Source organism: Nocardia carnea NBRC 14403 (assembly GCF_000308515.1).
In the GTDB taxonomy this organism is placed as follows: domain Bacteria; phylum Actinomycetota; class Actinomycetes; order Mycobacteriales; family Mycobacteriaceae; genus Nocardia; species Nocardia carnea.
In genome coordinates this window covers 359,708-372,952 of sequence record NZ_BAFV01000039.1, presented here as the reverse complement: position 1 = coordinate 372,952, position 13,245 = coordinate 359,708, and the positions used below count along the sequence as shown (strand labels likewise).

General features: G+C 68.0%; 10 protein-coding genes. 1 reads left to right on the top strand and 9 read right to left on the bottom strand.

Annotated elements, in window-relative coordinates:
* Positions 1–93 precede the first annotated feature (93 nt).
* From ON22_RS14610 to ON22_RS14600, 3 genes are all read right to left on the bottom strand, one after another.
* The gene (locus ON22_RS14610) at positions 94–1,704 is read right to left on the bottom strand and encodes an ABC transporter permease (RefSeq protein ID WP_051157623.1); all 1,611 of its coding nucleotides are present in this window, start codon (positions 1,702–1,704) and stop codon (positions 94–96) included.
* Entirely contained in the window at positions 1,701–2,612 is a 912-nt protein-coding gene (locus ON22_RS14605; RefSeq protein WP_033241682.1) for an ABC transporter ATP-binding protein, read from the bottom strand. Before ON22_RS14605 ends, ON22_RS14610 begins: the two co-directional genes overlap by 4 nt.
* A gap of 87 nt (positions 2,613–2,699) precedes the next feature.
* On the bottom strand, positions 2,700–4,541 hold the full coding sequence (locus tag ON22_RS14600; protein ID WP_033241683.1) for a flavin-containing monooxygenase: 1,842 nt from the start codon (positions 4,539–4,541) through the stop codon (positions 2,700–2,702).
* Between the two features lie 168 nt (positions 4,542–4,709).
* Between ON22_RS14600 and ON22_RS14595 the strand changes: the two genes are divergently transcribed.
* Positions 4,710–5,723 (top strand): SMP-30/gluconolactonase/LRE family protein, encoded by a 1,014-nt coding sequence (locus ON22_RS14595; RefSeq protein WP_033241684.1) that lies wholly within the window; start codon positions 4,710–4,712, stop codon positions 5,721–5,723.
* Between the two features lie 11 nt (positions 5,724–5,734).
* On the opposite strand, the gene ON22_RS14590 is transcribed toward ON22_RS14595, so the two are convergent.
* From ON22_RS14590 to ON22_RS14565, 6 genes are all read right to left on the bottom strand, one after another.
* Positions 5,735–6,328, bottom strand: coding sequence for a TetR/AcrR family transcriptional regulator (locus ON22_RS14590; RefSeq protein ID WP_033241685.1), 594 nt, complete (start codon positions 6,326–6,328; stop codon positions 5,735–5,737).
* A gap of 84 nt (positions 6,329–6,412) precedes the next feature.
* Positions 6,413–7,405, bottom strand: a complete 993-nt coding sequence (locus ON22_RS14585) for an Acg family FMN-binding oxidoreductase (protein WP_033242335.1) — start codon at positions 7,403–7,405, stop codon at positions 6,413–6,415.
* 68 nt (positions 7,406–7,473) lie between these two features.
* On the bottom strand, positions 7,474–8,772 hold the full coding sequence (locus ON22_RS34655; protein ID WP_156052194.1) for a DUF8176 domain-containing protein: 1,299 nt from the start codon (positions 8,770–8,772) through the stop codon (positions 7,474–7,476).
* A gap of 77 nt (positions 8,773–8,849) precedes the next feature.
* Positions 8,850–9,602: a L,D-transpeptidase gene (locus ON22_RS14575; protein WP_033241686.1), complete on the bottom strand. Its 753-nt coding sequence runs from the start codon at positions 9,600–9,602 to the stop codon at positions 8,850–8,852.
* 119 nt (positions 9,603–9,721) lie between these two features.
* Complete coding sequence (locus ON22_RS14570) at positions 9,722–11,833, bottom strand: amylo-alpha-1,6-glucosidase (RefSeq protein WP_033241687.1); 2,112 nt, start codon at positions 11,831–11,833, stop codon at positions 9,722–9,724.
* A complete protein-coding gene (locus tag ON22_RS14565) occupies positions 11,830–12,981 on the bottom strand; it encodes a glycosyltransferase family 4 protein (protein WP_231508166.1) in 1,152 nt (383 codons plus the stop codon). The genes ON22_RS14570 and ON22_RS14565 overlap by 4 nt, the downstream gene beginning before the upstream one ends.
* Between the last annotated feature and the right edge of the window lie 264 nt (positions 12,982–13,245).

Sequence of the window (13,245 nt, the reverse complement as noted above, 5' to 3'; positions counted from 1 at the left end):
CCATATCGAGGGACCCAACGCGGAGCACGTGTAGGTGAGCTGTCGCCGCTGCCGAATTCGACCGGTCGCGGGCGGTCGAGGCGGACCTCGTCTTCAGTGGGTTTCGAGGTCGCGGCGGCGGAAGCCGAACACGCCTGCCGCGCAAAGAATCAGGGCCACCGCCAGGGTGATCAGAACCGGGGCGAGGTCGAACGGCTGGGCCGGGACCAGTGGGATGTTGTCGAACGGTGACAGGCTCATCAGCCGGCCGGGGAATTTCAAAGTCGCGCCGAACATCAGCACGACCACGCAGAAGGCCATCGCCAGCCAGGCGGCGGCCGTGGCCTGCGGTGCGAAACCGAACAGGAACAGGGTGATCCCGCCGAGCACCCACACCGCCGGGAGGTAGGTCAGCGCGGCGCCGGTCAGCGTGATCGCCTGCGACAGATCACCGGCCAGGATGCCGTAGGTGAGGCCCATCCCGAACCCGGTGAGCGCGAGGACGATCGCCGATCCTGCCAGCATGATCACCGCATGCCCGGCCAGCCAGCGCAGCCGGGAAAGCTGCGTGGAGAGCAACGGTTCGACATGTCCGGCTGTCTCCTCGCCGCGGGGGCGCAAACCGGCGGAGATCGTGTACGCCGAACCGATGATCGTCAGGATCGCCACTGCCATCGCATAGAAGGCGTCGACCATGCTGCCCATGTTCTGGCCGAGTACCTGATTCAGGTCGATTTCGCCCAGCAGATCCTCGACATCGTCGCCGATCGTGCCGAAGGCCAGGCCGCCGAAGAACATACCCAGCGACCAGCCGATCAGGCCGCCGCGCTGCAGCCGCCAGGCCAGACCGAATGTGCCGTGCAGGGTTTCGGGCGCCCGCGCCGGTCCAGGCCGGGGCGGCAGCAATCCGGCGCCGAAATCCCGCCGGTCCAGCACCCGTGCCGCCGCCACCCCGATTCCGGTCGCGACCACCACCGACAGCAGTGCCGGCCACCAGATCTCATTGTCGTAGGGTCGCATCGCCTGACCCCAGCCCAGCGGCGAGAACCAGGACAGGACGCCGTTGCCGACATCGCCCACCGCCCGCAGCAGATAGGAGATGCCCAGGACAGCGCCGGTGATCGCGTAGGCGGTGCGGGTACTCGCGCTGAGCTGGGCCGCGAGCAGGGCGACCGCGCCGAACACCAGCCCGGCGCAGGTGGCGCCGACCCCCAGCGCGATCGAGCCTGCGACAGGGAGCCCGTAACCGATCAGGCTGAGAGCGATCGCCGCACCCAGCACGATATTCGCGACCACCGTCACCACCGCCGCCGCGCAGGACGGGGCGTAGCGGCCCACCACACCCGACCGGATGAGTTCGTCGCGGCCGGATTCCTCGTTGGATCGGGTATGCCGGCCGATGAGGAACATGCTCATCAGCCCGGCCACCAGCATGCCGAATGCCGCGGACTGGAAGGCGACCTGGCCTTCGACCGTGTTCAGTACCCGGGGTGGTCCCGCCATTGCGATCATCGCGGCGTTACTGCCCAAACTCTCGGCGAGCGCATCGAGTTCGGCCTGCTCCGGGTAGGCAGCGTCCAGCGCGACCGCCTGCGACCAGTAGATCAGGGTGCCGCCCACGATCCAGGCCACCAGCGGCAGGCGTTCCCGGCGCAGCGCAAACCGGGTGAGGACACCGGTACCGGTGAATGTGCCCGCATACCGGGCCGAATCCCGAACGGTCACGATTCCGGCACCCCCGCCGCCGCCAGTTCGTCGCCGTAGTGGCGGAGGAACAGTTCTTCGAGAGTCGGGGGTTGACTGGTCAGTGTGCGGATCCCGAAGGGCGTCAGATGTTCCATGACCGCGCCCAGGTCGGCAGTGTCCACCTGGAAGCGGACCCGGGTGCCGTCGGCGATCAGATCGTGGACGCCGGGTAGTTCGTCCAGTCCGGTCGCCGGACGCTGGGTTTCGGCGTCGATGGAGGTCCGGGTGAGGTGACGCAGCTGGGTCAGCGTCCCGGATTCCACTGCCCGGCCGTGCCGGATGATGGTCACCCGGTCGCACAGCGCCTCGACCTGCGCCAGGATATGGCTGGACAGCAGTACTGTCCGGCCCGCCCGACGCACCTCCTCCACACATTCCTGGAATACGGCCTCCATCAAGGGATCGAGGCCTGCCGTGGGTTCGTCGAGCAGTAGTAGTTCCACATCGGAGGCGAGCGCCGCGACCAAAGCGACTTTCTGCCGGTTCCCCTTGGAGTAGGTGCGGCCTTTCTTGGTCGGGTCCAGGTCGAAACGTTCCAGCAGATCCTTGCGTCTGCTCTCGTCCAGGCCGCCGCGGAGCCGCCCGAGCAGATCGATCACCTCGCCGCCGGTGAGGCCGGGCCACAGGTTCACATCGCCCGGAACGTAGGCGAGCCGGCGATGCAGTTCGGCGGCCTGCGACCACGGATCGCCACCGAGTAACCGCGCCGATCCGCCGTCGCCGCGCAGCAGGCCGAGCAGTACGCGGATGGTGGTGGATTTACCGGCCCCGTTGGGACCGAGGAATCCGTGAACCTCACCAGCGGAGACCTGCAGGTCCAGGCCGTCCAGGGCGCGAGTGCGGCCGAATTTCTTCACCAGACCGGAGATATCGATCGCGGCTGTCATGGATGCACCCTATTCCGGTGCCGCCGGGATTCGCGGGTTTTCCGCGCCGGGACATCGAAGGGTCCCGAAGGGGGGACGGTGCTCGGGTCAGCGTGTCACCAGTTCCGGTCGCGGAGCACGATCGCCGGTGGACTTCCTGGCCCGGAGTGCTTCGTCGATGGATTCTGTCCGCCAGTGCCGCAGCAGTTCGTGGAAGGCGTAGGCGCCGTGCGGATAAGCGCCCGCTCCGTTGGTACGCCCACGTCCCTCCTGGTTGTAGTAACCGGGGGTGCACTCGGCGTGGAACCACTCGTGGTCCGGCGCGTCCTGCGCGAGGGTTTCGAGCCAGGCGCCCTCGGCGGCGCGGGACGGTTCGACGAGGGCGTGCGCCGTCTCCGCAGCCGCGATGAGGGCGGCGGCATGGCAGGCCTGTTCATCCAGGATATGAGTGAAATTGACGCTACTGGCGTTCTGCTGGGGACCCATATGGATCAGGTTCGGGAACCCGTTGCTGGTGAATCCGTGCAGTGTCCGGGTGCCGTGCTGCTTCCACTCGTCCATCAGCAGGGTGCCGCGCCGGCCCCGCACCGGGAGCTTGCCGGAGCGGATACCGGAGATACCGACGGAGAATCCGGTGGCGAAGACCAGGCAGTCGAGTTCGTATTCGATACCGTCGACGACGACGCCGTTCTCGGTGACCCGCTCGATCCCGTGCGAATCCGCCGTATCGACCAGGGTGACGTTGCTGCGGTTGAACGCCGGATAGTAGTTGTCGGAGAACGTGGGGCGTTTACAGGCGTACCGATACCAGGGCGCGAGTATTTCCGCCGTCGCCGGATCCGTGACCGTCTGCCGGACGCGCTCGCGGACAGCGTTCATCTTGACGGCGTCGGCCACTTCGTAGGCGGCTTCGAAAGTTTCGCGGTCGCCGCGCCGCCGGAAGCTCGGCAACAGCTTCTCCAGCAGTTCTGCCGATGCCGTCCACCCGTCGGCCACGAGATCCTCCTCGGCCGTTTCACCGGAGACGATGCGCAGGAAGTTGTCCCGGCGTTCCCGGGCCCATCCTGCGCGGTCCGCGCCGACGTCGGCGGCCGTCGTCCGGCGGTTGGCGCGGACGTCGACGGTGGTGGGGGTGCGTTGAAAGACGTAGAGGTGTGCGGTATCCGCGGCCAGCATGGGAACGACCTGTACCCCGGTCGCGCCGGTGCCCACGATGCCCACGCGTTTATCCCGGAGTCCGGTCATCCCACCGTCCGGAGTGCCACCGGTGTAGCTGTAATCCCAGCGGGAGGTGTGGAAGGTATGGCCCCGGAAATCCTGGATACCGGGGATGCCCGGCAGTTTCGGTTCGGTCAGGGTGCCGGTGGCGGTGATGACGTACCGGGCCGAGAAGACGTCCCCGCGGTCGGTTGTCACGAGCCAGTGCTCGGTGTCGTCGTCCCAGGTCAGATCGGTGACGGTGGTGGAGAGCAGGGCGTCCGCGTACAGGTCGTACTTCTCCGCGATCCGGATGGCGTGGCGCCGAATCTCCTCGCCGGGGGAGTACTTCCATTCCGGCACGTACCCGGTCTCGTCGAGCATGGGCAGGTAGACATGCGATTCGATATCGCAGTGGATGCCCGGGTAGCGGTTCCAGTACCAGGTGCCGCCGAAATCGCCCGCCGTATCGATGATCCGGATTCGTTCCACGCCATGATCGCGTAGGTGCGCGCCCGCCAGTATGCCGCCGAATCCGCCGCCGACGACGGCAACGTCCACGGTGTCGTGGAACGGCGCACGCTCCGCCGTCTCACCCACGTAGGGGTCGGCGGCGTAGTAGCCGAATTCGGCATCGGTGGTGAGGTATTGGCCGGCGCCGTCGGGCCGTACGCGTCGTTCCCGTTCGTGCTGATAGCGGCGCCGTAGTGCGGCGAGGTCATCCGGGGACGGTGCCGGCGCGGACGGTGTCATGGGCGGGGGGCTCGATTCTTTCGGCTGTCGGGGGTCCGGCCGTATCTCCGGCTTCCGGCGAACTGCTCTCGGCGGGAGCGGCCTCGGCCTACGGTAACAAGTACCGGACAACAGTGTCCGGATAGGGTTGGCGTGACGACAGCCCACGGAAGAAAAGGTGATTCCTCCATGCGACGACCTCGACCCCGATTACTGATGGCTTCGGCCACCCTCACAACGCTGGTCCTGACCGGATGCGGTACCGCCGGCTCCGTCGGCGAACCGGCCCGCAACAGTGCGGGCCGGACCCTCGCCGCCGAGGAGTTCATGCGCCTGAAAACGGCACCGGCAAAGAACGGAATGACCCTGCTGGAGGGCCCGACATTCGACCAGAACGGTGAATTGATCGTCGTCGACGTCCCCGCACCCGGCGGCGAACCGAAGGTGATGCGGGTCGATATCGAACAGAAGACCTCACATTCGCTGTTCACCGACGACCGTGGCGCCTATACATCGGCCCAGTTCAGCCCGCACGACGGCCGGCTCTACCTGACCGATTTCGCGCACGGCGAGATCGTCTCGCTGGCTCCCGGCGGCACCGATCGCCGGACATTCTTCACCGGTCCCGTCGACGGTGCCCGGATGCAGCCCGACGATATCGCCTTCGACCGCGACGGCACCCTCTACATCAGCGACTCCCGCGGCCTCTCCGACGGCGCCGCGATCGGGCGGGTGGTGCGGATCGACCGAACCGGCAAGAACGCCACCGTCCTGGCCGACGACCTGGCCGCGCCGAACGGGATCTCGTTCGACCTGGACTATCGCGGGCTGTGGGTCAGCGAGCTGATCGAGAACCGGATCTCCTACCTGCACCTCGGCGAGAAGGGCGGAACCGGCCCCCGGCACACCGCCATCCGCGTCGACGGAGGTATCGCCCAGACCGACTCGATCGCCGTGGACGCGGCGGGCAATATCTACCAGGCCCTGCACGGCCGGGCCGCAATGGCGGTGTACAGCCCGAACGGCGAACGGCTCGCGACAGTCGAGCTACCGGATGGCACCGAAGGCCTGGAATCGGCAACCAATGTGGCGATCACACCGGGCGCGACCACGGCGTACCTGACCGTCAGCGGCCCCGCCGGCGGCTACCTGTACACGTTCGAGGCACTCGCGGAGGGGATCCGCCAGTCGAACGGCGGGTGACACCGGACGCTTCACTCGTCCTCGAACGGGCGCACCGGTCCCACCGTGATGCCGAGCAGACGCCAGGCCGCCACCGCGCGGCGCTCACGTTCCTGCGGAGTGGGGCCGGTGGCGGCGCCGGAAACCATGGCAATGGCCAGCATGAGATCGTCCGCACTCAGCCGATGATCCGCCGGCAGGCAGTTGCGCAGGGCGATCTCGACCCGCTCGGACAGTTTCCGGGACCACGCACGGGTATCGGCGCGGTCGTTCATCCCGTTGGCGTGCAACAGGCCGATGAACGCGGCCGACTGCGTCTGGTGCCAGGTCACCACCCCGAGCACCGCGGCGAGAGAGGTGCCGTCGACCGCTGCCGCACCCTCGATCTCACGCACGTTCTTCTCCAGGACCGCGGCCGCGATGGCCTCCCGGTCGGGAAAGTGCCGATACAGCACGCCCTGCCCGACCCCCGCCCGGCGGGCGATCGCCGAGAGTGGGGCGTCCAAGCCCTGTACCGCGAAGATTTCCCGGGCCGCGGTGATCAGGGCCGCCCGGTTGTGAGCGGCAGCCTTCGGTCCGCGGTTCGCGGGCCGCCGCTCCTCCGGAGCGGGCTGCTGGGTCGTCATCACGACAGAGTAACGGGTGGCCGGGCGAGACAATCGGGCTTCGCGGCCCGATGTTCCCGCGCCGTGGAACGGTCGGACAGCGCGTCAGCCGAACCGGTGCAGATCCAGGAAATCGCCGACCGGCCGGCGTGGTGTCGGCGGCTGCGCGGCCGTGGTGGGTGCCGTACCGACCCGGACGACCACCTGCGGTTCCACCCGTCCGGGGACCAGGTTGGCGATGGCGCGGCGGCTCGTCGGGACCTCGGTGATATGGGTCAGCGGACAGGTGGCCAGCCCCGCGGCCGTACATTCGAGCAGCACCGCGGACAGGGCCTCGCCGGCCCGCAACCACTGGGCGGGTGTATCCGCGGCCGATCCGAGTACCAGCAGTTGCGACGCATCGGTGAGTTCGCCGCGCCGCAGCGACGGCGGTGCGGCCGGGAAGGCCCGGCCGACTCCCACCTGGGCGAGTTCCGCGGCCGAGACCAGTGCCGAGATCGGGACACCGTCGGCGGGGGAGTCGTTACCGGCCCACCAGTGCAGTTCGTTCAGGTACTGCGGATCGTAGGCCCGCAGGGCCGCCGACTGCGCGGACGCGGCGGCCAGTCGGAGCCGGGCCGACGCCTCCAGCACGGTCACGGTGACCTCGTAGGCTGCGGCCACTGCCCGTAACGCGGGCTCCACCCGCTCCCAATCGCGCGGTGGCAGCATCGGCAGCCGGTCGGTATAGCGGCGATCGATGGCCGCCGCGCGCGCCCGGACGGTATCGGAGACATCCTGGGCGGGGTCGAAGTCGATCTCGGCGAGATGGTCCGCGGCGGTATCGGGCAGCCGGGTCACGCGCGTGGACCAGCCCGCCGCCCCGAACGCGGTGCGGATATGGTCCAGCAGGGCGCCGCAACTGATGATCAACTGCCGGCCCTGTGGATCGGCCGAGGACAACCGCCGGTAGGTATCGCCGTACAACTGCAGCCGGTGGCCGTCGAAGACCAGCCGCCAGGGTTGGGTGTTGTGGACCGAGGGGGCGCGGCGAGCGAGGGAGAGAGCGGCCTGCACCGTCGGATGGTCGGGGACCCGAGCCGTACCGATAGCGTCCATCTTCCGAGTCTGCCCGGCTGCGAGGCCGCCGACCACCACCTGCGGAGATCCGGACCGAATCGTGCCGGTCAGGGCATGGGGCCGATACCGGTGATCAAGGTTCGGTCACCGATTCGCATCGTCGTCACCAGTTGCGGGTTGTATCCCAGCGGCGCGGATCCGGGCCGGTGTTCGGTGACGACAACGGTGTACTGGCCGACGAACGCCCCCGGTGTGATCTGGATACAGTGCGTCGTACCGGCCGGGATCGTATCGATACCGTGCTGGATATCGGCGGCAACCGGAACCGCCGCGTCCGGAGCCACCACGGCTCGCGCCTGCTCACCGGATCGGGTCACGTAATAGGCGTGCTGGAAACCGAAAATGGCGTCGGTTCCGGAACCGGTGCCGCCGGGACCGTTGCCCTGCACCGTGTTGCCGATGCGCTCGGCCGGGCAGTTCGGGTCCGCTGCCGGTGGGATGTCCTGTGCCGGGGCTGCGGGTGGATTCGCGGCGGTGGGCGCCGCGGTCGGTTCTCCGGCTCCCACCACCGCGAATTGCACATAGGCGGCCGCCCCGAGCGCCGCGACCCCCGCTACACCCAGCAGCACCGGGAGGAGCCGTTTCCGGCCCGGAGCGCCGGCGGTGCGGGCGGATACCGGTACCGGCGCGGGCACCTCGCGGGGTGCCAGCCGGGCCCGGAGCCGTTCCCGCGCGGTGGTCGGCGCGGTACCGGCATCCGAATCCGGTGTGTCCGCCACGGACACCTCCGGGGTTTTCGCCGGTACGTCATCGACCGGTGGTTCGTCGTCCCACGAAGCCGATCCGGTGCCGGGGGCGACCGGTTGCGTGTCCTCGACACCGGGTCGTGGTGGATAGCCGTCCGAAGACGTCATCCAGTCCGCCCAACTGCCCTCGTATCCGGCGTAGGCGGGCTGCTCGGCGGAGTGGGACGAGAAACGACCGGGTGCGCCGGAATCCGGCGGTGGCGTCGAGTAACCGGCCGGGTCCGGTGGTCGATACTGCGGTTCGGTCACGGCCGGTGGCAGGAGTTCGGGGTCCGTCACGCTCCCGGGGGGCTCGACGGGAGGTGCCGGGTGGCCACTGCCCACGTCCGGTAGCCGCGGGATGGGCACTGTGGGCATGGGGTCGGCCTGGTCGATGGGCGTGGACCCGGGGGCCGGGCCTGGAGAGGCGGGGGACACGGGGCCGAATGCGGCACGGGGTTCCGGCCGTTGATCGCCGTAGTCGGGGAACGGGTCTTCCGGGGGCCGCGTCCGGTCCGGGTCGCCGGCGTAGTGGCCCGGCCGGATGGGCGGGTTCTCTCCGCCGGTGCCGGGAGTGCCGGGACCCGGCGGTGGTCGGTCCATCACGCGGGCCCCCTTCATCGACTCATTGCACGCGCTCGCTGCCCATTGTTCTAGTGGATCCGCGGGCGCGGCGCAGCACAGGGGCCGCGGCGGGCTCACCAGTGGATGTTCACCGGATCGCCGATACCGACATTCTCGTAGTACCAGGCCGCGTCACCGGGCGCCAGATTGATACACCCGTGGCTGACATTGGAATTCCCCTGTTGACCCACCGACCACGGTGCGGAATGGACGAAGACACCGCCCCAGGTGAGCCGTACCGCCCATTCGCCGTCGATCAGGTAGCCCTCCGGCGAATCCAGCGGGATCCCGATGGTGCGGGAATCGAAGATGAGGTTGCGGAACTTCTCCAGTACCGGGTAGGTGCCGGTCGGGGTTTCGAACCCGGGCTTACCCATGGACGCCGGCATGGTCCGCACCACATGGCCGCCGATGGAGACGGTGAAGGTATGGGTGGACATGTTCGCGTCGGCGACTACTCCGCCGTTGGTCTGGAACTGGGTGCGCTGATCACCGAAATTCACGGTGAATGTGGTGTTCGCCGGGAGGAATCCGCTGGGTGTCCAGGTCAGTTCCCGGTCGCCGTGCCAGGAGTAGGTACCGGGCAGCGGCCGGTCGGCGGTCACCGACAGCGTTTTCTCGGCGCGGGCCCGGTCGGTGACCGGATCGGAAAACCGGACGGTAACCGGGTGGGCGATTCCGACGACTGCGCCGTCGGCCGGAGCCACCGAGGTGACCGCGGCGGAGCCGGCAACGCCGGCGGTCGCGGCGTTCGCCCCAGCCGGGACGACGATCAGTGACAGTGCGACAGCGAGAGCCAGAAACAGGTGCCGGGCAACAATATTCATGGTTCCACCCCTTACGGAGGACTGGTGGACAGACGTCCATCCTAAGGGGCCATGATCAACTAAACCAGCAAGGATATCGTCCCGGCACCTGTTTGCGATGTAGACACACCGAGCGATTGCTATTCGGTGACAAGTTTCCAGTCATCGGGTAGCCCGTGCACATGCATGGTCGAGCCTTCGGCGTGAATGCTCACCGTGGCCGGACCCAAGCGCAGGTCGGTCAGTCCGACCTTGCCCCATTCCCGTGGAAGTTGCGGGGTCACCCGCAGGGTGCGTGTCGGCGCGCACGGGGACAGCCCGAGGAAAGAGCGCACCAGCAGCAGCGGGGCGGCGCTCGCCCAGGCCTGCGGAGAGCAGGAGGTGGGGTAGGGGACCGGTGAACGGAAATCGGTGCGGGCGAATCCGCAGAACAATTCGGGTAGCCGCCCGCCGAACTCGCCGGCCGCGTCGAGCAGGCCGGTGGTGAGCCGTTCGGCCAGTTCGCTCGCACCCGGAATATGCCGATACCGCAACAGTCCGGCCACGGCGATGGCGGTGTCGTGCGGCCACACCGAGCCGTTGTGATAGCTCATCGGATTGAAGGCGCCCATCGAGGAGGCCAGGGTGCGCAGCCCGAAGCCGCTGTCCATGGCCGCATCGGCGAGCCGTTCGATCAGCTCGGCGGCGCGTTCGTCGGAGACGATACCCGTCCACAGGCATTGCGCGGCGTTACTGGTCAGGGCGTCGACCTGGTTCTTCTGGCCGTCCAGGGCGACCGCGTACCAGCCGTTCTTGGCGACCCAGAAGGCCTCGTCGAACTGTGCCTTGAGCGTTTCGGCCTGTTCGCGCAGGCGTTCGGCGGTGCCCGTATCGCCGAAATATTCGGCGAGCTGGGCGCGGGCGCGGCGCGCCGCGTACACATAGCCCTGGACCTCGCACAGCGCGATGGACGGTTCGGCCAGATGTCCGGTTGCGTCGTTGATCGCGTCGAAGCTGTCCTTCCAGCCCTGATTGCTCAGTCCGCGATCGGTTTTGCGACGGTATTCGACGAACCCGTCGCCGTCGCTGTCACCGTATTCGTCGATCCAGGCCAGCGCCGCGTCCGCTGCCGGGAGCAGTTCGCGGACCACCGCGTCTCCGGCGCCCCAGCGCCAGCATTCGGCCAGCAGCATGACGAACAGCGGTGTGGCATCGACCGACCCGTAGTACACGGTGCCGCCGAGGACCTGGCCGCTGGCAGGGCCGTGCCGCATCTCGTGCATGATGCGTCCCGGCTCTTCCTCGGTGATCGGATTGACTTTCGTGCCCTGTAGATCCGCCAGTCGGCGCAGGGTGCCGACCGCGAGTGCCGAATCCAGGGGGAGCGCCATCCAGGAGGTGAGCAGACTGTCCCGGCCGAACAGCGCCATGAACCAGGGTGCGCCCGCGGCCACGTAAGCCGGGGCGCCGTCGGTACTGCCGTCGATACGCAGGGCGCCCAGATCGCTCTCGGTGCGTTGCAGGACGTCGGACAGCGACGGATCGGTGGCGGTCAGATCGGTGGCGGTGGCCCGCCACGCCTTCAACCGGCTGATCGGGCTGTCCTCGTCGTCACCGAAAGCCATCTGCACCCTGCGGTGCGAGACCACGGGCTGAGCCAGGATTTCGGTATCCCAGCGCCCCCGCGCCGGCACCACCACCTGCCAGGTGATGGTGCCGGGCAGCATGACCGCCCCGCCGGTGGCGGTGACGGTCAGGCCGCGGCCCGGTTCGTTGTGGTCGGTCAGATGCAGATCGCCGTCGACGGCGTTGTGTTCGGCACCGCCGCCGTGGTTACGACCCTCCTTCACCGCGAACAGGTCGGCGAAATCGGAGTCGACGAACAGGGTGATGGTCATCGCCGTGTCCTCGTGCCCGAGGTTGTGCACGGAGATGGCCTCTTTGAGCCCGTTGCCGATGAGCCGGCGGCGGACCACCAGCACGGTGCTGTCGGCGACCCCGGCCCGCGGGGGTTTACGCAGGATGAACCGGCCTTTGAACGCCTCCGGCGTGAGTACCGTCAGATGTTCGGCGGGCTGGCCGTCCAGGCGTAGTTCCCAGCGCGAGATCACCCGCGCATCGCGATAGAACAGTCCTTGCGAAGTGCCGGAATGGATATCGCCGAGTGGGTCGGAAAGGCAGAACGTGCTTGCCTCGACCAGGGTGACCGTCCCCCCGCCGCCATTGATGGCGGCGGGCTGGCCGGAGTTGAGAATACTCGGCGTTGCATTCATGCCCTACTCCATACCGGTGTCGTGCCGGCGTCGGCGCGGATCGCGGGTACCGCGGTGCGGCGCATACCGACGGCGGACAGTGCCTGGCCCCTGCTGTGGGCCTCGTCCCATGCATCGAGTATGCGGTAGTAGGCGGCCTCGTAGCCCGCACCGAGCTGATCCACGCCGAAATAATCTTCGACGCGGCGGCGGCAGGCATGCGGGTCGAGTTCACTCGCTTTCGCGATGGCGGCGGGCAATTCGTCCGGATGATCGCAGATGATGCCGGTGACACCGTCTTCGATCACCTCCTCCACCGCACCGCCACGCAACGCCACCACCGGGGTACCGCAGGCCATCGCCTCGATCATCACGATGCCGAAGGGCTCTTCCCAGCGGATCGGGAACAGCAGGCAGCGCGCACCGGCCAGTAGTTCGCGTTTGGCGACCGCATCGGCTTCCCCGAAGATGTGGTCGGTATCGGTGAGCAGCGGTTCGATCTCCTTGGCGAAGAACGCCTTCTCCGGCGGCTCGTTGCATTTACCGGCCAGGATGAGTTTGATCCCGGCCTCGTGCGCGGCCCGCAGGGCCAGCTGCGGTCCCTTGTACGGGGCGTAACGGCCGAGGAACAGTGCATAGTCCTGCTTCTCGGTGCGGAAGGGCCATTCGCTCGGGCGCAATGCGTTGTGCACCCGGCCGATCCAGTTGAAACTCGGCGCGAGCTCCCGCTGCCGGTCACTGATCGCGACCAGGCGGGTGTGCTCGTCGAGAGATCCGTAGTACTCCCACATATCGTTGTCGACCGGCCCGTGCACGGTGACCGCGGTGGGGATGCCCAGGTTCTCGTAGGCCGGGGCGTTCAGCGGGCCGGCGAACGTGTGGTCGTGAATGATGTCGATATGGCGGGAGCGGGCCAGTTTCTCCACCATGCGCCGCACCTTCAGGGCATTGACGACCTCGGGGAACGGGTCGCCCAGCCGATCGGCCTGAGTGGTCTCCCAGACCGGCACGAATTCCGCTTCCGTACCGGGCTTTCCGGCGCCCAGCAGCGTCACCCGGTGCCCGCGCGCGACCAGCGTGTCGGCGAGTTCGGCCACCACGGCCTCGACGCCGCCGTAACCGGCCGGGGGCACATCGAAATACGGGGGCGCGACCAGCACGATGTTCAGCGGGTGGTTACGCCCGGCTCCGCCGAAGCGGGCGCGCCGGGGTTTTCGCGCCGGAGTATCCGGTTCGGATTCCGCATTCGTGAATATGGTGCTCAACTTTCCTCCTCGTTTTGTGGCCGCACGACAGTTGTCGAGCGCCGCCCGGCCAATGGGTGGAGCTGATCACGAACCATTCGTTGGGAGCGCGTGGAGCTATCGAAAGCACGCCGGAATATTCCGGCGGGCAGAATGAAGCGCGGCGTGCGGGGCTGTTCGCCTCCGCCG